Annotated in this window: 22 protein-coding genes; all 22 read left to right on the top strand. The window is 31.5% G+C overall.

Features of this window, described 5'->3' with window-relative positions:
- The first annotated feature begins 38 nt into the window (after nt 1–38).
- The 22 genes from WKS98_RS02305 (at nt 39) to rpoB (ending at nt 21,459) form a co-directional block, all read left to right on the top strand.
- Nucleotides 39–338, top strand: a complete 300-nt coding sequence (locus WKS98_RS02305) for a hypothetical protein (RefSeq protein ID WP_498916541.1) — start codon at nt 39–41, stop codon at nt 336–338.
- A gap of 10 nt (nt 339–348) precedes the next feature.
- Entirely contained in the window at nt 349–1,380 is a 1,032-nt protein-coding gene (locus WKS98_RS02300; protein ID WP_498916540.1) for a S66 family peptidase, read from the top strand.
- A gap of 6 nt (nt 1,381–1,386) precedes the next feature.
- Nucleotides 1,387–1,902 (top strand): DNA-deoxyinosine glycosylase, encoded by a 516-nt coding sequence (locus tag WKS98_RS02295; protein WP_498916538.1) that lies wholly within the window; start codon nt 1,387–1,389, stop codon nt 1,900–1,902.
- A 2-nt stretch (nt 1,903–1,904) separates the two neighbouring features.
- The gene (locus WKS98_RS02290; protein ID WP_498916536.1) at nt 1,905–2,921 is read left to right on the top strand and encodes an oxidoreductase; all 1,017 of its coding nucleotides are present in this window, start codon (nt 1,905–1,907) and stop codon (nt 2,919–2,921) included.
- Nucleotides 2,922–3,048: 127 nt separating this feature from the next.
- A complete protein-coding gene (locus tag WKS98_RS02285) occupies nt 3,049–3,948 on the top strand; it encodes a DUF4300 family protein (RefSeq protein WP_498916534.1) in 900 nt (299 codons plus the stop codon).
- Nucleotides 3,949–4,132: 184 nt separating this feature from the next.
- The gene (abc-f, locus tag WKS98_RS02280; RefSeq protein WP_498916532.1) at nt 4,133–5,773 is read left to right on the top strand and encodes a ribosomal protection-like ABC-F family protein; all 1,641 of its coding nucleotides are present in this window, start codon (nt 4,133–4,135) and stop codon (nt 5,771–5,773) included.
- A gap of 12 nt (nt 5,774–5,785) precedes the next feature.
- On the top strand, nt 5,786–6,352 hold the full coding sequence (locus tag WKS98_RS02275; RefSeq protein ID WP_498916530.1) for a hypothetical protein: 567 nt from the start codon (nt 5,786–5,788) through the stop codon (nt 6,350–6,352).
- A 9-nt stretch (nt 6,353–6,361) separates the two neighbouring features.
- Nucleotides 6,362–7,222 carry an alpha/beta fold hydrolase gene (locus WKS98_RS02270; protein WP_498916528.1) on the top strand — a complete coding sequence of 287 codons (861 nt, stop codon included), beginning with the start codon at nt 6,362–6,364 and terminating at the stop codon, nt 7,220–7,222.
- Nucleotides 7,223–7,318: 96 nt separating this feature from the next.
- The gene (locus WKS98_RS02265) at nt 7,319–7,750 is read left to right on the top strand and encodes a hypothetical protein (protein ID WP_498916526.1); all 432 of its coding nucleotides are present in this window, start codon (nt 7,319–7,321) and stop codon (nt 7,748–7,750) included.
- Nucleotides 7,728–8,294 (top strand): TetR/AcrR family transcriptional regulator, encoded by a 567-nt coding sequence (locus WKS98_RS02260; RefSeq protein ID WP_498916525.1) that lies wholly within the window; start codon nt 7,728–7,730, stop codon nt 8,292–8,294. Before WKS98_RS02265 ends, WKS98_RS02260 begins: the two co-directional genes overlap by 23 nt.
- Complete coding sequence (locus WKS98_RS02255) at nt 8,294–9,352, top strand: DUF2871 domain-containing protein (RefSeq protein ID WP_498916523.1); 1,059 nt, start codon at nt 8,294–8,296, stop codon at nt 9,350–9,352. Before WKS98_RS02260 ends, WKS98_RS02255 begins: the two co-directional genes overlap by 1 nt.
- Nucleotides 9,353–9,418: 66 nt before the next feature.
- Nucleotides 9,419–9,907 carry an AI-2E family transporter gene (locus tag WKS98_RS02250; RefSeq protein WP_498916521.1) on the top strand — a complete coding sequence of 163 codons (489 nt, stop codon included), beginning with the start codon at nt 9,419–9,421 and terminating at the stop codon, nt 9,905–9,907.
- Between the two features lie 146 nt (nt 9,908–10,053).
- Nucleotides 10,054–12,159: an HsdM family class I SAM-dependent methyltransferase gene (locus WKS98_RS02245; protein ID WP_498916519.1), complete on the top strand. Its 2,106-nt coding sequence runs from the start codon at nt 10,054–10,056 to the stop codon at nt 12,157–12,159.
- Nucleotides 12,147–13,328: a restriction endonuclease subunit S gene (locus tag WKS98_RS02240; protein ID WP_498916517.1), complete on the top strand. Its 1,182-nt coding sequence runs from the start codon at nt 12,147–12,149 to the stop codon at nt 13,326–13,328. Before WKS98_RS02245 ends, WKS98_RS02240 begins: the two co-directional genes overlap by 13 nt.
- On the top strand, nt 13,250–13,849 hold the full coding sequence (locus WKS98_RS02235; RefSeq protein WP_498916699.1) for a restriction endonuclease subunit S: 600 nt from the start codon (nt 13,250–13,252) through the stop codon (nt 13,847–13,849). The genes WKS98_RS02240 and WKS98_RS02235 overlap by 79 nt, the downstream gene beginning before the upstream one ends.
- A 749-nt stretch (nt 13,850–14,598) precedes the next feature.
- Nucleotides 14,599–15,009, top strand: a complete 411-nt coding sequence (locus WKS98_RS02230) for a hypothetical protein (RefSeq protein WP_498916515.1) — start codon at nt 14,599–14,601, stop codon at nt 15,007–15,009.
- A 59-nt stretch (nt 15,010–15,068) separates the two neighbouring features.
- Nucleotides 15,069–15,359, top strand: coding sequence for a DUF6275 family protein (locus WKS98_RS02225; protein ID WP_498916513.1), 291 nt, complete (start codon nt 15,069–15,071; stop codon nt 15,357–15,359).
- A 497-nt stretch (nt 15,360–15,856) separates the two neighbouring features.
- On the top strand, nt 15,857–16,255 hold the full coding sequence (locus WKS98_RS02220) for a hypothetical protein (protein ID WP_498916511.1): 399 nt from the start codon (nt 15,857–15,859) through the stop codon (nt 16,253–16,255).
- Nucleotides 16,256–16,332: 77 nt separating this feature from the next.
- Nucleotides 16,333–16,533, top strand: coding sequence for a hypothetical protein (locus tag WKS98_RS02215; protein ID WP_498916509.1), 201 nt, complete (start codon nt 16,333–16,335; stop codon nt 16,531–16,533).
- 86 nt (nt 16,534–16,619) lie between these two features.
- The gene (locus tag WKS98_RS02210; protein ID WP_498916508.1) at nt 16,620–16,835 is read left to right on the top strand and encodes a hypothetical protein; all 216 of its coding nucleotides are present in this window, start codon (nt 16,620–16,622) and stop codon (nt 16,833–16,835) included.
- Between the two features lie 122 nt (nt 16,836–16,957).
- Nucleotides 16,958–17,113, top strand: coding sequence for a hypothetical protein (locus WKS98_RS02205; RefSeq protein WP_498916506.1), 156 nt, complete (start codon nt 16,958–16,960; stop codon nt 17,111–17,113).
- A 713-nt stretch (nt 17,114–17,826) separates the two neighbouring features.
- A complete protein-coding gene (gene rpoB / locus WKS98_RS02200) occupies nt 17,827–21,459 on the top strand; it encodes a DNA-directed RNA polymerase subunit beta (RefSeq protein ID WP_498916504.1) in 3,633 nt (1,210 codons plus the stop codon).
- Nucleotides 21,460–21,474: the final 15 nt, after the last annotated feature.

Below are 21,474 nucleotides of genomic sequence, written 5' to 3'. Positions count from 1 at the left end.
ATATTAATAGTAAAATTTAGTGTAATAAAGGAGGACGTATGGTAGAAAAAATATTAGCAAGCAAATTTATAAAATACATTATTGAATTTGCAATAATCTATGGATTAATAATTGTGGTAGAGCTTAGTTCAAACAAAAAGGTTCCAAAGTCAGTAAGAACTTTTATCACGATTATTCTAGGACTCTTCTATGTGATTGCAATAGCTGCAACAGGAGCATATACAATTTTTGGAACTGGCGAAGCGGTTTGGAAAAGAATTATGACGGGATTAATTACAATTGTACTTGCGTGGTTCTTATATAAGATTGTAAAGAAGTATTGGAAGAGTATTAAATAAAAGGAGTAATATGAAAGTTAAAAAAATAGGAGTTGTAAGTCTATCTTCAGGTATTCTTGGAGAAGATTTAGCAGCACACCAAGTTGAAATTGGAAAAAAGAGATTAAATGATATGGGAATAGAGGTTAAGTTTATGGAAAACTCTTTAAAGGGACTAGACTATCTTGATAAAAACCCTTCAAAGAGGGCGGAGGATTTAATAAATGCCTTTAAAGACGATTCCATTGACATGATTCTTTGTGCAATCGGCGGAGAAGATACCTATAGACTATTACCATATTTATTTGAAAATGATGAACTAAAAAATGTTGTAAGGCAAAAGATATTTTTAGGTTTCTCCGACACCACAGTAAATCATCTTATGCTTCATAAACTTGGTATAAAAACATTTTATGGACAGGCCTTTCTAACGGAAGTGGCTGAGATAGATGATGAAATGCTTCCATATTCTAAAAGCTATTTTAAAGAGCTTATGGAGACCGGGACTATTAGTGAAATTAGACCAAGTGATATTTGGTATGACGAAAGAACAGATTTTTCAAAAAAGGCAATTGGGACTAAAAGACCAACGCACAAAAATAATGGATATGAATTATTACAGGGAAGTGGAAAATTTTCTGGAGAGATTCTTGGTGGATGTATCGACACAATCTATCGAATAATTAGTAAAGACTTTAAGGAAGCCTTTGACTTGGCAAATAAGTATGGAATATTTCCAAGCACAGAAGATTGGAAGAATAAGATTTTACTTTTAGAGACAAGCGAAAATAAACCCGATCCAAAGCTTTATAAGAAGATGATAAGGACATTAAAATCTACGGGAATATTTGACGTAATAAATGGAGTTATTATTGGTAAGCCACAAGACGATAAGTACTATGATGAGTATAAAGAGATTTTAGTTGAAGAGATAGATAATGATTTAAATATTTTATATAACTTCAACGTTGGCCATGCGCTACCAAGATGTATAGTTCCATTTGGCGTGCCATGTGAAGTGGACTTTGATAATCAAGTAATCAGATTTAATAATGAAAAGTAGGAGATTATGACGGACAAAGACAATAGATATGAAACCATAACCCACACTCTAGAGCCACTTTATAATAGTGAATCAAAAATATTAATTCTAGGTTCCTTTCCATCAGTTAAAACTAGGGAATATGGATTTTTCTATGGCCATCCACAAAATAGATTTTGGCCTGTTATGGAAAAATTGTTCAATGTAGAACTAAGTAGAGACATTAACGAGAGAAGAGATTTTTTACTAAGTCATGACATTGCGGTTTTTGATTCCATATATGAATGTGACATAATCGGTTCAAGTGATGCAAGTATTAAAAATGTTAAGCCATCTAACTTGGTGGAAATAGTTAAAAAAGCAGATATAAAACAGGTTTTTTGCAATGGAGGAACTTCCTATAAATACTATAAGAAGTACCACGCAAAAAAGCTTGGACTAAAGGGAGTAAAACTTCCTTCCACAAGCCCTGCCAATGCAAGGTATAGGCTTGATGATTTGTTGGAAGAGTGGAAAGAGATACTGAAATATATTGAGAGGTAGATATGAAATTATTTGAAGAATATATTGATGACAAAATTAAACTAAAAAACCACTTGGTTATGCCACCAATGTGCATGTATCAATGTAAAAAACATGACGGTGTTCCAACTGACTTTCATGTTGCTCACTACGGTGCAAGAGCCATAGGGCAAGTTGGAATGATAATTGTTGAAGCAACCGGGGTTATGGATATCGGACGAATTACTGACAATTGCCTTGGCCTTTGGAATGATGAACAGATTGAAGGGCATAATAGAATAGTTTCGTCAATAAAGAACAATGGAAGCTATGCAGCAATACAACTTAACCATGCGGGAAGAAAATCTGAAACCAGTGGACTAAGACATATTGGACCAAGTGAAGTTAAGTACAATGACAAAGAAATAGATTATGAAGAAATGACTTTGGAAGATATAAAGGAAGTTATTCAAGCTTTTAAAGACGGGGCGAAAAGAGCGGACCTTGCTGGCTATGATGGACTGGAAATTCACGCAGCCCATGGATATTTAATACACCAATTTATAAGTCCTATAGCAAATAAGAGAAAAGATAAATATGGTGAAGATAGATATTTATTGTTAAAAGAAATTGTTTCTGCAATTAAAGAGGTATGGCCTATAGAAAAGGCTCTATGGATGAGAATATCAGCTACAGACTATCATGAAGATGGACTTAAAGTAGAAGACTGGATTAATTTCTTAAATGAAAACAAAGACCTAGTAGACTTTGTACATGTGTCAGCGGGGGCAGTTGTAAATGTGCCAATAAAAGTTTATCCAGGATATATGTTGCAATTTGCAAAGAGGATAAAGAAAGAAACTGGATACAAGACAATTGGAGTTGGCATGATAAAGACACTTGAATTGGCAGACTATGCCTTAGAAGAAGGGGCCTGCGATTTAGTTGCCATAGGTAGAGAACTTCTTAAAAACCCAAACCTTTATCTAGATTTTGTTGAAGATCGGGGAAGGGGCGAAATACCTTTCTACTATAAGAGAGCCTATAGAGAGCTTGACTAGTTACAAAACAAATTCAATTCAGAAATATTAATTATTTTTTAAATTGTAAAGAATTTGTAAGATTTTTTTTCTTGAAACAGATTTGTAGTAGTCTTAAAATAATTATGGTATTACTATGGAGGCGAATATGAGAAAAAAACTAATCTGGATTGTATTATTAATATTACTTGTGAGTTGTAAAGATATTAGTCAAGATAAAAATAAAATAAATAACTCAGAGAGTAATAATCAATTTGAAAGTGATGTATCTAGTAATGATTTATCAAAAGAAAATAAAATTTTAATGTCAAATATGAATGGCGATAAAGTTTTGAATGAAGTTTGTGATGTGCTAAATAAGTCACTTGATAAAGACTCTGTTGAAAATTTCAAAAAAAGTGTAAGTGATTATAATAAATCAGTTCAAGGCGAAGGGCTTTTGAATGAGTTTAAAAACACGAAACAACCTGAATATAATATTTCAAAACTTGAAGAGCTATGGAGCAAGGAACATGGAAACTTTACAGGACTCAACTGTAGAATGAACGCTTTTATGCTTCTAAAAGAAAATATTGAAGTAAATAAAATTGATTTTGATGACAACTTACTATTTATGGATATTGACTCTAATAAACTTGGCAAAGTTTTTAATGATGAGGAAATGGATAAATTCAAAAGTCTTTTTTCAAGGGTAAAGACAGAAGCTGTTAAGGATGTAAATATTCATGGAGAAAAGATGCAAAAGTTTTTGTCTCAATTTAAATTCAATGACAATGCTAGATTTATATCTCTTGCAGTCCATGATAATTTAGATGGAGATTATCTTTTTATTGGACATGTTGGTGTTCTAGTTAAAGATAAAGATGGTTATTTGCTAGTTGAAAAACTATCTTTTCAAGAGCCATATCAAGCTGTAAAATTTCAATCAAAAGAAGATTGTTACAAATATTTTTACAACAAATATGAGAATTATAGAGACGATTCAACTTCAAAACCATTTATAATGGATAATGAAAACTTCATAGACCCATCTGTATATAATAATTAAAATTTGACTGTTAGAGACAAAAAAATGCTCTAACAGTTTTTATTTGTAATAATTCATACCACTAAAATGATTCTTCGTGATAATATATAGAAAAGGAAAGAAAAGAGGGATCATGATGGCAGTAACTTTATAACAAAAGTAAATGCAAAATAAAAATTGAATAGCGAAATTGTTAGGAGGTTATATGAAACTTTTAGACATGAAAAACATCTCCATGGCATTTGGAGATAGAGAACTTTTTTCTTTTGACAGTTTGGAAATATGGTCAGGGGACAAAGTTGGCCTAGTTGGTGTAAATGGATGTGGTAAGACAACTCTTTTTAGAATAATGCTTGGAGAGTTAAAACCTCAAGATGGACTTGTCAATCGAAGTGGAAATTGGAAGGTGTTTAAGCAATTTGAATCCATTGAGAAGTTTAGTGAGATTGATGGAGAGCATAGTGGAAGATGGAATGTAAATGAGATTATAAAAAGAGACAGTAAAAAGTTTTCCGGTGGCGAGGAGACGAGAATAAGGCTTGCAGACACCTTTAGTGCAGAGCCGGACTTAATTTTGCTTGATGAACCAACTGCAAACCTCGATATTAAAGGCATTGAAAAACTAGAAAGTGCTTTAGAGAAACTAGACTCCTTTGTACTAATTTCCCACGACAGAAACCTATTAGACAAGTTGACCAATCGAACCGTAGAGATTAGTGATGGGAAGATTTTTGACTTTAATGGCAATTACTCGCAATATATGCAGTGGAAAGAGGAAGATTTTTCAAGAAGACAGAGAGAATATGAAAACTATGTTGACGAGAAAAAAAGACTTCTAGAAATTTCTGAAAATCAAAAGCAAAAGGCAAGTAAGATGCGTGCAAAGCCGAAAAATCTTTCAAACAGTGAAATAAAACAGAGGGCATATGGAGCTGTAGGCAAATCCTTTGGTGGAAAGGAAAAGAGTTTTCAAAGGGCTGCAAAGCATACGGAAAAGAGAATTGAACAGTTAGAGAAAAAAGAAAAGCCTTTGAAAAATCCTATTATTCGTCCAAACTTTAATCTAACAGACCCTCCCAATAATAGATTTATTATTGAAGGAGAAAGTATAAATTTTTCCTACGGAGATAGAGTTATATTTAAAAATGCGAACTTTAAATTAAAGAGAAATAAGAGAACTGCACTGGTTGGAGAAAATGGATGTGGTAAGACAACACTCCTTAAACTTGTTGAAGAAGAGTACGAGGGTATAAGGATTGTTCCTAAGGCAAAGTTTGGAATCTATAGGCAGTCTTTAGATCAAATTGACGAAGGGAAAAGTTTACTGGAGAATATAAATTCAGTTTCTATTCAAGAAGAGGAAGTAAATAGAAATGTACTCATAAGAATGGGTTTTAGAAGACAAGACTTCCACAAGAGCGCTGCAGTTTTGTCCGGTGGAGAAAAAATAAAACTTACATTTGCAATGCTATTTGTTTCCGATGTAAATGTGTTATTACTTGACGAACCTACAAACTTTTTAGACATTGACTCCATAAAGGCCATAGAAAATCTGTTTTTAGACTTTGAAGGCACAATGCTATTTGTGTCCCACGACAGACATTTTATAGATTCCCTATGTGATGAAATATTTATTATTGAAGATAAAAAAATAAAATCCTTTCCTGGAAATTTAACAGAGTATGAGCAGTCAAAGCAAGTTAAATCAAAGGGCAATGAGGACAAGTTATTACTTGAAATGAAGAAAACAGCATTAATGAGCGAGCTTAGCCTTGGCCTTAGAAATAAAGACGAGATAATTAAAGAACTTGATGAAGTTGAGAAGAGACTAAGAGAAATAAAATAAAGTGGAGGTAAAATGAAAAAGACATTTAGAAAACTATTAATTGGAATTTTGTGCTTGAGTTTATTTACTTCATGTAAATTTAACAAGTTCAAAGAAGGTGTTGAAAAATTATCCACTGAGGAAATGCAAAGTACAGAAGTAGCAAAGAAACCTACAGAAACTACCGAAAATAAAGAAACAGAAACTGAAGAAAAACAATATAAGAACTTAATTGAAAAAGATGGGCAATATCTCGCTTCAATATATGCTCCAAAAAAAGGAGAGGTTGACGAATACAATATGGCTTCAGTATATGAAGTGTCTTCAGACGGAGATGTTCTTATAGTAAAGGGCTCCTTTAATTACAATGAAGAAGTTAATAATATGATGGATTCTGATGACGAAATACTTGAAAATAGTGAATACACTTTTAAAATTGATGAATCTACAAGATATTTTGCTGTTAGTGGACTGGCTAAGCCAGAAGATATGGGTCTTGAAAGATTTTTAAGTTATTTCAAAGAATGTGAAGAAACTGGACTTGGACTTGGCATTATTATTGAAAATGGTGTTGTAACAGAAGTCTCCATATCATCATAAGGAGTTAGTATGAAGGAAAGTTTTAAAATAGAAAGCTCCTCAGGAGTAAACTTAGATGTAAGTTTTTTTAAAAGTGATGAATCAAAGGCCCTTATCCAAATTGTCCATGGAATGCAGGAGCATAAGGAAAGGTACGATGACTTTGCGAACTATCTTTGCTCCAATGGTTATGATGTTGTAATTCACGACCATCTTGGACACGGCAAGAGCATAAACGAAGAGCACCCACTGGGAGATATGGTTTCACTGGAGAATTTAATTACAGATATGCACATGGTGAGAAATCATATAAACTTTGATGGTGAGTATATTTGTTTTGGCCATAGTATGGGATCTTTTCTTGCAAGAATTTATTCTTCAATTTACCCAGTGGACAAGCTAGTTGCTTGTGGCACAGGGCAACCAAGTAAAATGGAAGCGAGCTTTTTAAAGTTTTTACTAAAATTTCAAAAGGGAAAAACACCACTACCAAATATTCAAAAACTTGTAGTAGGGCCCTATGAAAAAAAGTTTAAAGAACCTTCCACATGGATTTCTTATAACGAAGACAATAGAAAAGCCTATATGGAAGATAAGCTTTGCGGCAATCCCTTTACAAGAGAAGGTTTTGAAACCTTGGCTGATATAGTTATAAGGCTTAACAATGAAGATACATTTAAAAACTGTACTGCAAAAGAAATATTATTAATTGCAGGGGCATGTGATCCAGTGGGAGATTTTTCAAAAGGCATAAAGAAAGTTGAAGATAAATACAAGAGCTATGGAAAATCAGTTCAAAAAATAATTTATCAAGACATGGCCCATGAAATTTTAAATGAAAAAGAGAATAAAAAAGTTTATAAAGATGTTTTAGACTTTGTAAACAAGTAAAAATGAAACAGACGATTATGTCTGTTTTTTTCATTGACAAGTGACACGGTGTCATATATAATGAAAACGAAATGACATAGTGTCATAGGAGGCGTTATGAATAGAAAAAATTTAATTTTATTAGCTGCACTGGTATGGATGATGGCAGGTAGCATGGTTATAAAAACAGCAGCATCAGCATATTCATTGAAGGATTTTAAATTTATTTATCTTGCTATTTCTCTAGTAGTTTTTGGATTATTCTTTTTTAAAATCTTTTCACCACTAGCAACTAAAAATAAAAATCGTATTATGAGCTTAGAACATAATCAAGTAAAGTTTTGGAAGTTCTTAGATAAAAAGGGTTATTTAATAATGGCCTTTATGATGACCTTTGGAATTCTTTTAAGAAAGAGTGGACTGGTTAGAGATTTGTACATCTTTATATTCTACTTAGGACTTGGAGTTGCACTTTTCTCTGCAGGAGTTAAATATATGTATTTGTATTTTAAGGAAGGAAAAAACTATGCCAAAAAAGACATTTTATAATCTTAGCGATGAAAAAAGAGGAAAAATCATAGATGTTTTGAAGAAAAATTTTGAACAAAAGACCATCTTTGAAGCAAATGTAAAAGAGATTGTTGAAGAACTTCAAATTGCTAGGGGCAGCTTCTATCAATACTTTGAAGACTTGGAAGACTCATACTTCTTTATTTTGGACATGGAGACAATTGATGTGCACAAGTTGTTTCTAAAGTTGTTAAAAGAAAATAACTTTGATGTCTTGAAGGCATTAGAAGAATATGGTCAGATGGTTTCAGAAATTATTTTTTCAAAGGAAGCCTACAACTTGTATAAAAACAAATATCTCTACTGGAACTCAGAGTTTGAAGAAAAATGGAAAAATTACAAGGCGAAGGATGTGAACAAGAATGAAATTTCAAATATTAACGAACTTAATACGGAAAAAATGAAGTTTATTAAAGCTCTTGTTCATGATTTAATAAAGAGAAATTTTAAAGAAGGTTGGTCGAAAGAAGATTTTTTAAGCCACTATAATATTTATATGAAGTGGATAAAGGAGGGAATATAATGGCAGTTTTTGAATCGTTATTTGATATTATTTATTTAACAATCGTAATTGCAATGGGGGTTAGGCTTTTATTTTTAGATAATAAAGAATCTAACTTAGTTGGCATAATGGCACTTACACTTGGAATAGGAGACTCTTTTCATCTATTACCAAGAGTGTTTTCACATATGAGCGCTGGAGGTTTTGAAAAGTTTGCAAAGTCATTGTCATGGGGACAATTTGTAACAGGTATAACAATGACTGTTTTTTACGTAATATTTTATTTTTATTATAGAAAACTTAGCGGCGACAGAGATTCAAAAAAGAAAATTACAATATTTGTGCTAGCTGTTGCAAGAATTATTTTATTACTTCTTCCGCAAAATAATTGGGGTGGAGAAGGAAATTACAATATGGGCATTGTAAGAAATATTCCATTTTTAATTATGGGCATACTATTAATAATGTGGACATATAAAAAGAGAAATATTGATGGACTAAAAAAGAGTTATTTATGGATCTTACTAAGCTTTTTATTTTACATTCCAGTAGTCCTATTTGCAGACAAAGTCCCAGCAGTTGGCGCGCTTATGATGCCAAAGACAATAGCCTATGTACTTTTAATACTTGAATGTTTCAGACACTATAGTAGAGAGTTTAATCTTAAAAGCCTATATGACATGTCATTAACCTTTTTAATAATGGGATTTGCAGGAGGTGTTTTCTATAGAGAATTTACAAAATATAATTTATTTACGGGAAACACACATCTGGGAAAAGTTCACGTGCATACAATAGTTTTAGGATTTGTAGTTACAATATTACTTTTCTTAATTTCTAGAAGCCAAGAAGACATAACGAAAAATATTTTTAAACCATTTAAAATTTATGTTGCAGGAATTATTCTTTCAGTTTGCAATATGATGGTTTATGGAATATACGATGTTATTGGTGCAGGAAATGATTTGGTTTCAATACCAATGCTTGCAGGCTTTGCAGGAATAGGCCATATATTATTGTCAGTAGGACTGGTATGGGTGCTTTTAAAAATTAAAAGAGATTTAAAAATTGAAGCATAAAAAAGAGCCATTTATATCAAGTGGCTCTTTTTTTAATGGGTATATATAAAAAAGGAAGGTGAGAAAATGGATAGAAATTTTTTAAGAGAATTTTTAGGACGAACAGGAGTTGGAATTGTAAAGTATATTAAAGCAATAGTCATCTCGTCATTAATAAACTTTATAGTTTTATTATTTGGACTTAAATATGCAAATGTTTCATACTATGGACTAATAGCCTTTGCCATAGCAGTGGTAGATGTGTTACCAGTACTAGGTGCAGGAATAGTTTTGATACCATGGGCAATAATAGTTTTAATACAAGGCAACACACATTTGGCAGTGACATTAATAGTGCTTTATCTAATAACATTTGTATTAACACAAATACTTCAACCGATAATACTAGGTAAGACCATTGGACTAAAACCACTTTACACATTGGGAATAACAGTGGTTTGTATGTTTGTATTAACCCCAGGCGTTGGAGCAATAGTGGGAGCTCTAGTGTCAATAATGGTTGCTGTGTTTATTGATATGAAAAATGGAAATATTTTTGGTGAAGATAGGAAATGAATTTAGAAAAATTTGGGAGAAGAGTTTGATTTATTATCGGACTCTTTTTATGAATAAATTGATTTTTTTAATTTGTCTATGCTAATATGGGATTAAATATAAGGAATATGTTATTAAATACTAAAATTTTAAGGAGAATAACTAGAATGGGCAAATCTGAACAGATGATACAAAATGAAATATATAGCAACAATACAACTATTTTAGATAAATATGAGTGTTTAAGCTTAGGTGCAACTACAATTAATAATTTAATGAAATCATCAATCATTAAAGAATATTCAGTAAATAAAAAAATCGGTTCAAAAAAACCTGATGTATTAATAATTGATAGTGAAAAAAATGTAATAATCTATGTTGAGCAAAAAAGACCGAGCAAGCTAAAAAGTGAAAAAGATATAAAGGACGCAATAAATCAAGAACTTTATGTTGCAAAAGCAATAAATGCAAAAATATATGTAGTTAGTGACGGAAGTTCATATATTTGGATCAATCCTAAAACTGGCAATCCAATTATTGATGAAAATAATAATTTAATTAATTTAGAAATCAAACCAAAAGAAAATGGCAAAGAAGTTGCTAAGTTAATAAATGATATACTAATATCAATAAATGATGAGTCTGATCAGATACTAAAAAAAGAATTTTTAGATCCAACAGATTTGGCAGTAAAAATAAATAGAAAATTAGTAAATTTGACTTTTGCTTCAGTAAAAATGTCTCTATATACTTTTGTTGAATTATTTTTATTCAAATATTTATCAGATATTGGAGTATTAAGTGGAGATAGTTCATTTTCTTATATTGCAAATATGTACAAGGAAGAATATAAAAAAATAGACCCAAGTATAAATGATGCAAAAGTATTGGGCAAATACTTAGATGGCCCAAGAGAAACTATGAAGACTCTATTTCCAGAGGGAGAAGACGGTACAAGCATTATAAATGGTCAAGTTTTTCATGTTAAAAAAGATGAATATAATCAATATGTAAGCCCCGACAACAAAGATAAAATATTTAAAGAAGTGGTTCTAGAGTTTGAAAACTACGAAAAAGAAAATGGAAAATTCATTCATATAAGTACAGATTTCAAGTCGAAACTATTTGAAACATTCATGAAACATAGTGATGAAAAATCAAATATGGGACAGTTTTTCACACCATTAAAGATTGTAAACGAAATGATTGAGATGGTTGATATATATGAGGGAATGTCAATATGCGACCCAGCTTGTGGGGTTGGAAAATTTATCTTAGAAGCAATAGAAGATAAAATTTCCGAATACTTTATCTATAAAAAGAAAAAACTAGAAAAACGAATTGAAATAATTGGCTACGATAAGATGATGTCTGAAAGAGATGACTTAACAATAATACTTGCTAAGGCTAATATGCTTATATATTTTTCTGAACTTTTTAAGAAAAACAACTCCTTGCAAGATGTTAAAACTATATCTCAAAGCCTGCTGAATGATTCTTATTACCTACACCAAACAATGCTTGGAACATTAAGAGAGTTAGAAGAAAATAAATATGATTTAATACTTGCAAACCCTCCGTATTATCAAAGCAAAGTAATGATGGAAGAAGCAAAAGCTACTGGATATTACAATTTAAATGGTGCTGGTGTCGAAAGCTTGTTTTTAGAATGGATTTTAAAATCACTAAAACCAGGGGGAACTGCAAATGTTGTATTGCCTGATGGTATATTTTCAAACTATGCTAACTCTAAATTAAAAGAATATATGATAAACAATTTCTTTATAGAAGCAATAATTTCCCTACCAGTAGGAGCGTTTTTCAACACACCTAAAAAGACTTATATATTGACAGTTAGAAAAGCAACAGAACGAGAAAAAGAAGACAATAAAAAACAAGATTATCCTGTATTTACTTATATTGCAACGAGTATAGGAGAAAGTCTTGATGTATATAGGTTTGACATAGAGGATAATGATTTAAAAGAAGCCGTTGCCAAATACAATTTCTATAGAAAAGAAGATAAAAACAACCTAAGAGATTTAATAAAAACTCATATTGAATCAGATCCTAAATTAAAATTAATTGATATAAAAGATTTTGATAAGGATAAATCTTGGATAATAGAGAATTTTTGGTCAGAAGAAGAAAAAATTGAGATAGGACTTAAAAAGGCAAAAAAGGTTGTTACTGTTGATGAATTTCAAATGTTGCTGGATGATATGATTTCTCTAATGAATGAATTCAAGGAGGAATTAGAATGGCTGAAGTAAGGTATATAGAAGTAAAATTAAATAAGCTCTTTAAAAATAAAAGAGGAAACAGCAACTATACGAAGAAATATTGTAATGCTAATAAAGGTGAATATGAGGTTTATACTGGTACAACTATTGGATCTTTTGGTTTTATAAATACCTATGATTATGATGAACCATTATTAACTTACACAACGGATGGTGAAAATGCAGCTACAATTAAAATTCTTAGTGGTAAATATAATGTAGGTGGTCATAGAGCAATACTATTTCCTAAGGATGAAAATATTGTAATAGATTACTTTAAATGGACTTTACAAAAATTATTTTTTGATAATGTAAAAAAAGGAGACGTTCCATCTATTACTTGGTCAAGGATTAAAGATTTAGAGGTTACAGTACCAATAGATAAAAATGGTAACTATGATATAGAAAAACAAAAAGAAGTAGTAAAAAAATATGAAATTGTAGACGAAAAGAAGAAAGAACTTAAAGAAAAGTTAGATTACTTCAAAGATGTTCAAGTTGATTTTATGGCTACTGAGTTATCTAAAAGTAAAAAAATAAAAATCAAAGATATATTTGATTTATCTATAGCTTCTAATGCTTCAAACTTTACAAAAACTTTTATAAAAAATAATAGTGGAGATATTCCGGTATATGGAGCAAGTAAAGAAAATGAAAAACCATCTTATGGATATGTAGTAGATAATGCAATAATAAAAGAAAAAAGTAATAATAAAACCCAAGAAACAAAAGTCAAATATTTTAACGACTGTCTAACTTATAATATAGATGGTTTTGCTGGTTATGTTTTTTACAGAAAGGGGAAATTTAGTTTAAGTGAAAAAGTTCGTCCACTAATAATAAAAGAGGAATATAGAGATTTTTTAAATCCAGAATTTTTGAAATTTGTTATAGAGCCGATATTCAGAAATAATAGAAAAGGTCGCTTAGGAGAAGATGAAAAAAATGAATATACTAAGCTTTATATAAATATGATTGAAGATATAGAAATTAACATTCCTATAAATAAAGATGGAACATTCGATTTAGAAAAACAAAACCAAATTGTAAGCAAGTATAAAGCTATTGAAGAAATGAAAAAATCTATTTTAGAAAAGGGTCTTCCTTTTACGCTATCAAATGTTCAGTTCGATGGCGAAACTCCATATATATATATATAAGGGTTAGGGACTTATTTGATATACAAAGAGGTAAGTCGATTTATACAAAAACTTATTGCAAAAATAATAAGGGAGAATATCCAGTATATTCAGCAGATAATAATAATCCTTTGGGGTACAGAAATGACTATGATTATGATGGAAGATTCTTAACATCATCAATAAATGGTATTGCTGGAGTTTTAACAGTTTTAGATGAGAAATTTTCTACAAATGCAGACAGAGTTGTATTTATTCCAAAAATAGAAAATATTAATCTTGATTATGTAAAAAATATTATAGAGCCAATTCTTAGAAGCAAAAACAAAGGAAGAAAGGGTCTAAAAGGAAAAAATGAATTTACAAAACTCACACCAAGTATGATAGAAGATGAGATGATACCAATTCCATATGATGTGTTTGGAGAGATATTTTCAGAAAAGCAAAGTACTATTGCAGCTAAATATAAAACAATAGATATGATAAAAAAAGAAATCGAAAATAGATTAAGCGAATTAATAAACATGGATTTATTTTTTTAGTAACAAGGCGATTAGAAATTTAAAAATCTAATCGTCTTTTATTTTGAAGAAATGATTTTAACATGAAAAATAAGAACAAATAAAACTAGAATAATAAAGTAATAGAAGATTAAATTGAGATGCATAAGAAAAATTTAGGCAGTAAAAATTTCTGAAAAATTAAAAGAGGACGTAGTAATAAGTGTAAAAGAAGAACCTATAGATTTATAACAAAATAAATATAAAGATTATAAGAATATTGCATATAATAGCAATAATAGATTAAGAACTAGAAATACTGAAGATTTTGTAAAATCTAATAGCTGTTTAGAGCAAGATAATAAAGATAAAGAAAAGCTTGACAATAATAAAAAAATAGAGATATACTCAAATATTACCCGAAAGAGAAAAAGAACTTCGTAAACAGTTAAATGAAGAGTTTGAAAAATATTATGGTGAATATGTAGGCAAAAAACTAGAAACATATTATGGAAAGATACTAATAACACCTAGAATAAAAGAACACGTAAGTGATAGACACCTAGAAGAGATAGAAGAAGGATTAATACCTAGGTCACTTGAAACTTTAATAGGCCCAGATGGTGGATTTCCAACACAAGACAAAAAGAGAATTGAAGCATGGTGTGTATATAAAGAATATGAAGATAGTGAACCTGTAGCAGTCTTTATAAGAAATGGAGAAGTAGCATCAACGTATATACTAGACAATCATGAGAAGTTACAAAACCTTATTGAAAGGGGTAAAGAAAATGATAAAAAAGATGTTAGTGAATTCATGGATGTTGAATGACCATGACCCTACAGACCCAGGAACAGTATTTGTTTTAGATTTTAATGTGGATGATGAAATATTTTATGGATACTTTGATATATTGCCAAAACTAGGTAAACACTACTATGACTATCACACTAAAGAAGAAAATGGAGAAGTGGTAGACGTATCTGATATAGGAATAGGATATTTAGACTCAGCTATAGAATGTGAGTTTAAAGATTTTCCGGAAGAATTAAACGTATACCTTGTAAATGAAAACATGAAAGTAAAGGACTACTTAATAAAAAGATTTTGTATAGATAAAGAGCCTATACCAGAAGCTATTAAACCTACAAATGAAGAATTAATTGAAATATGGAAGAAAAAAAGACAAACAACAATATAACGATTAGCACTTATAGAAATATAGGTGCTTTTTTAATGCAATAAATTAGGAGTAAACAAATGAAACATGAAAGATTTATAGAAATATGTAAAGAGAATGTAAAGCTATTTGAGAATGAACGAACAGATATAGATGAGAAGATACAAATAGATGATGTATTTACTGTATGGAGCTGTAAAACATTACAAAACAGTAAGTGTTTAATGAGTACACCAGTAAAAGGTGCATACTATTATGAATTTACATTAGATGGAGACAAGAGAGAAATATATATGGTTGTATATAAACAAGTGGTTAATATTCACTTGGATAAAGACGGAGACATATTAGAACTTAATAATCGTGGCTAATCGTGAGACAATCGTGTGAAGATATAAGGAATTTCACGTCTTTAGGAAGAAGATAAGACCTGGATAAGTCTATAAACTATCTATTTTTATTTGGAATATTACTCAAGTGTTGAAGAGGGCTGTTTGCTAAACAGTTAGGGCCTTATGGTCGTATAGGTTCGTTCCACCAAAGTCCAAGCATTTACGACTAAAAACTAACATGGAATCTTAAGCATTGTAAGTATAAATTATGGAGGAAGATATGGAAAAAATATAGAAACAAAAGACGAAGTTAAAACTGAAGAAGTTAAAACAGAAGAAAAAGAGATTTCTGAAAAGAAATACTCTGATGAAGATTTGGATAGGATTATCTCTGAAAAGTCGAGTTAAAAAAGCATAGCAACTTAATTTTTAATGAGCAGATATGCCTTATAGAAGGTTATCTGAGAGAAAAATTAATAGCATTCAAAAGGGTATAATAGAATTATAGAGTTAAAATTATTATTTAGGAGATAAACATGATCAAAAAGCATATGGTAAATAACTGGATGGTATCTGATCCTTTTGACCCTGATGAGTTCAAAATAGATTTTGAAGAAAAAGAAAATCTAACATACTATTATGATGATGAGTATTCGGAAATAGACAAACATTATTATACATCCCATGTGGCGGTTGATTGTGAAACTGATGAAATAATTGATATATCACGTATAGGGATAGGATTTTTAGATTTAGCAATAAAAAACGAATTCAAAGACTTCCCGGAAGAATTAAATGTTTATCTTATTGATGAAGAAATGAAGGTAAAAGATTATTTAATAAAACGATTTTGTTTAAACAAAGAACCAATACCAAAAGCGATAAGAATTAATGATAAACAGTTTTTAGAATTAATGCACAAAAAAGGTTTATAAAAATTTTTTGGAGTTAAATTTTAACGAAGATAGGTCAATACAAAATTTATTTAAAATTTGAAACGGAGTTGATGGGCATGAAAGATAATTCAAAAAACATAATGATAGATGAAGATACGATTAAATGTCCTGTATGTGGGAAACCTGTTGGTATATTTGATATATGCGAAAATTGTGACTGGGAAAATTCTGGTGAATACAATATAGATGGCGGTGCTATGAGGATGACATTAGAAGAAGGCATTAAGGCGTTTAAAGAAGGGAGACCAATAAAATAATTATAAATTTTTTGCTAATAGACTACAGAATTGGGAAAAGAGATTAGAGATTGAAAAATTATTTGGTACTTTTTTGGGGAGGAGTTATGAAATCTAAAATTGGTTGGCAATGGTCAGAGGATACTTTAAAGGCGATAATCGCTAATATTATTATTAGAAAATATGAATATGAAGAAGAACTTGAAGCTAATGATGAGTTTGGCAAAGGAGTTGTGGCTGGATATACATATGTAATTGATTCTATAAAAAACGAACTAGAGTGTAGGGGCTATGATTTCGAGGAGTTTATGAAAGCTGAGTAAAGAGTTATAACAATAATATTTTTTATTCGCTTTTTGGAGGTGAATATAATTTCGTAAAATCATAATAATAGGCTATACTTAAATTAGATCAAAAAATTAAAAAAATTTAGTGAGGTGAAAAAATGGAAGAAAATGGAATGACAGATAAGCAATTTAACGGGTTTCTAAGGCAACTAATAAAAAATTTAAAAACAGCCAACAATAACAAAAACGAAGAAGAAAAAACAGAAGAAATAAAAGAAATAATTGAAGATTTACAAAGAACATTGGAAGACTAAGTTAAAAGAGGATTAATACTCTTGAAGTAAATCATGTAATAAAAAAGAAGTCCCAAAAAATGGACGCAATATATCGAGTTAATCACTGCAATGATTAAACTGATAGCCCAAATCTTGGCACTTCTAATAACTCTAAGGGAGTTAGGGCTTATATAAACCTTACCCCTTACAACCCAATACAAGTATATCAAAAATAAAAAAAGTACAGTAAAGGGATGACTTTATAGAGAAAGATTTCTAGACATCAGAGTATCAAAGAAAAGCAAGCCAAAGGTGGAAAAATAAAAAAGAATTAGGTATAGCATCTCTAACTCTTCGGCAAGGTCTTTCGCAAGATATCACGCAAAAAGCCTTGATAATATAAAAGAACTTGAAGACATTTTCAAAAATGAGAACAAGAATTATATTGTAGATGAATAAAAATAAAGTAGATTTGCTCTAAATAAAAACACATTGACTATAGTGGTCCATGTGTTTTATTTTTACTTACATTCAAAACTCTTATTATAATAATGTAGGAAAAAAATTAATTGTTTGAAATTATCGCTACATGTGGCTTGGTGTGATATAATAATTTAATAATATTATTGTTGATTTTCATATACTTTTATGTTACAATACTAGAATGTAATATTGGAAAATGGATAAGTATGCTATATTTTTATATTTCACATACTTATCGGTCTTTTTAATCATAGAGAGGTGGATCGCTAATGCACAAAGAACAGTATGGAACTACTGAAAGAGTTACGTACTCTCGTATTCAAAAAGTTCAAGATCTTCCAAATTTAATAGCAGTACAAAAGGACAGTTACAATTGGTTTTTAGAAGAAGGGCTTAGAGAAGTTTTCGACGATATAAGTCCTATTTCTGACTATGCAGGTTCTCTTGTACTTGAATTTGTTGACTATTATTTGGAAGATACTCCAAAGTATTCCCAACAAGAAGCTAAGGATAGGGACGCAAACTATTCTTGTCCTTTAAAGGCGAAGGTAAGGCTTATTAATAAGGACACGGGAGAGGTAAAGGAACAAGAGGTATTCATGGGAGATTTCCCTATGATGACAGATAGTGGTACTTTTATTATTAATGGTGCCGAAAGGGTTATTGTCAGCCAGCTTGTAAGATCTCCAGGGGTATACTATGCTCAAGAGATTGACAAGTCAGGTAATAAGCTATTTTCATCAACTGTAATACCTAACAGAGGTGCTTGGTTGGAATATGATACTGATTCTAACGGAGTGATTAGTGTAAGGATAGACAGGACGAGAAAACTTCCTGTAACCACTTTGTTAAGGGCTTTAATTTACCCTACTGATGAAGAGATGATAGAAGCTTTAGGTGATACTAAGGAGCTTAATGTAACTTTGGAAAAGGAATCTTCCAAGACTAGAGAGGAAGCAATTCTTGAAATTTACAGAAAGCTTAAACCGGGAGATCCTGCATCTCTTGAATCTGCTGAGCCTTTAATCAACAACATGTTCTTCGACCCAAGAAGATATGATTTGGCAAAGGTTGGTAGATATAAATATAATAAAAAACTTTCACTTGTTGATAGAGTTACAGGTCACTACTTGGCTACTGATGTGGTTAATGAAGAGACTGGAGAAATTCTTGGATCTGAAGGTGACTTTATAACTTCTGAACTTGCTGAAGAAATTGAAAATGCAGGTATTTACTACCTTGACATAAAGGCCGGTGAAGAAACTGTTAGAGTTATTAGTAACAGGTTTGTAAGCCTTGATGCCTTTGATCTTAGTGTTGATGTTTCAGATTTAAGACTTTCTGAAAAAGTTTATTATCCTAAGATGAAACAAATTTTGGAAGAAAATGAAACTGATGAAGATATATATAATGCAATAAAAGAGTCTGTAAAAGAACTTTCTCCAATGCACATAACTCTAAATGATATTCTTGCAAGTATATCATATGAATTTAATCTATTCCAAGGCGTTGGTAGTGTTGATGACATAGATCATCTTGGAAATAGAAGGGTTAGAGCAGTTGGCGAGCTATTACAAAATCAATTTAGAATTGGTCTTTCAAGAATGGAAAGAGTGGTTAAGGAGAGAATGTCTACACAAGATCCAGACCTTGCAACTCCTCAAGCGCTTATTAACATTAGACCAGTAGTAGCTTCTATTAAAGAGTTCTTTGGTTCATCACAGCTTTCTCAATTCATGGACCAAACAAATCCGCTTGCAGAGCTAACTCATAAGAGAAGAATGTCTGCGCTTGGACCTGGTGGTCTTTCAAGGGATAGAGCAGGGGCTGATGTAAGAGACGTTCACGACTCTCACTATGGTAGAATTTGTCCGATTGAGACTCCAGAAGGACCAAACATTGGACTTATAACTTCTATGACTACCTATGCAAGCCTTAATGAATATGGATTTATTCTAACTCCATATAGAAAGGTAGTGAATGGTAGAGTTACTGACGAAATTCATAAGCTAACAGCGGACCAAGAAGACCTTCACATCATCGTTCAAGCAAATGAACCCATTGATGAAGATGGATATCTTGTAAACGAGAGGGTTTTAGGCCGTGGTTACAATGGAGAAAATGATATTTACCCTAGAGATACAGTTGACTACATGGACGTAAGTCCGCAACAAATTGTATCCGTTGGTACAGCTATGATTCCTTTCTTGGAAAACGACGACGCTACTAGAGCTCTAATGGGTTCTAACATGCAAAGGCAAGCAGTTCCTCTATTAAAGACTGAAGCTCCAGTTATTGGAACAGGCATAGAGCATAGAGCTGCAAAGGACTCAGGCGTTGTTATAGTTGCAAAGTCAGATGGAGTTGTAACTAAAGTTTCTAGTGATGAAATTCAAATAACTAGAGACGAAGACAAAAAAGTAGAATACTACAAAGTTTTAAAATTCAAAAGATCAAACCAAGGCACAACTTTAAATCAAAGACCTATTGTTAAGAAGGATCAAGTTGTTAAGGCGGGAGATATTATTGCCGACGGTCCTAGTACAGAGCATGGGGAAATAGCACTTGGTAAAAATATATTAATTGCATTTATGACATGGGAAGGATATAACTTCGAGGACGCCATGTTATTAAATGAAAAACTTGTTATAGATGATGTATTGACTTCTCTTCACATTGAAGAACACGAAAGTGAAGCGAGGGAAACTAAACTTGGACCTGAAGAAATAACCAAAGATATTCCAAATGTTGGAGAAGATATGAGAAAGAACCTTGATGATAGGGGAATTATTCGTATCGGTGCAGAAGTTACCAGTGGAGATATTTTAGTTGGTAAGGTTACTCCAAAGGGAGAAACTGAACTATCTGCAGAAGAAAGACTACTAAGGGCAATCTTTGGTGAAAAGGCTAGGGAAGTTAGAGATACTTCTTTAAGAGTACCTCATGGTGAAACTGGAATAGTTGTTGACGTAAAAGTTTATACAAGAGCAAATGGCGACGAACTTTCACCAGGAGTTAATCAGGTTGTAAGAGTTTATGTAGCTACAAAGAGAAAGATACAAGTTGGGGACAAGATGTGTGGTCGTCATGGTAATAAAGGTGTTGTATCCAGAGTATTACCAGTTGAAGACATGCCATATCTTGATGATGGAACTCCAATTCAAATAGTGTTAAATCCACTTGGGGTACCTTCAAGAATGAACCTTGGACAGGTACTTGAAGTTCATTTAGGCCTGGCTGCTAAAAAGCTTGGATGGAAGGTTGCAACACCAGTATTTGATGGGGCATCTGACCAAGACATCCTAGATGCGCTTAGCGAAGCGGGTTATCCTACAAATGGAAAACTAAGAGTTAGAGACGGTAGAACAGGTGAGCCTTTTGAAAACCCTGTAACCGTAGGATATATGTATATGTTGAAACTTCACCACTTGGTTGACGAGAAGATTCACGCTCGTTCAACAGGGCCATACTCACTTGTTACACAACAACCACTTGGTGGTAAGGCACAGTTCGGTGGACAAAGATTTGGAGAGATGGAAGTTTGGGCTCTTGAGGCCTATGGAGCTTCTCATACCCTTCAAGAGATCTTAACGGTTAAATCAGATGACGTTATTGGCCGTGTTAAGACATATGAAGCAATTGTCAAAGGAGAAAATATTCCTGAACCAGGTATCCCTGAGTCATTCAAGGTGCTTATAAAGGAATTACAATCTCTTGCTCTTGATGTAAAACTACTTGACAATAGTCACGAGGAAGTAGAAATCAAGGAAAATATTGACGATGTATTGGATTTTAATTCTGTGGAATATGAAAAGGGCGAACAAATTATAAATGATTTTGAAGAGTCTAATAAAACCGACGAATTAGGATTTTCCGTTATAGAAAAAGACGAAGACAATTAGAACTGAGTTAAGAAG

Origin of the sequence: Lagierella sp. ICN-221743 (assembly GCF_037890055.1) — a bacterium.
Lineage (GTDB): Bacteria > Bacillota > Clostridia > Tissierellales > Peptoniphilaceae > Mediannikoviicoccus.
This window is presented reverse-complemented; position numbering and strand designations above follow the sequence as displayed.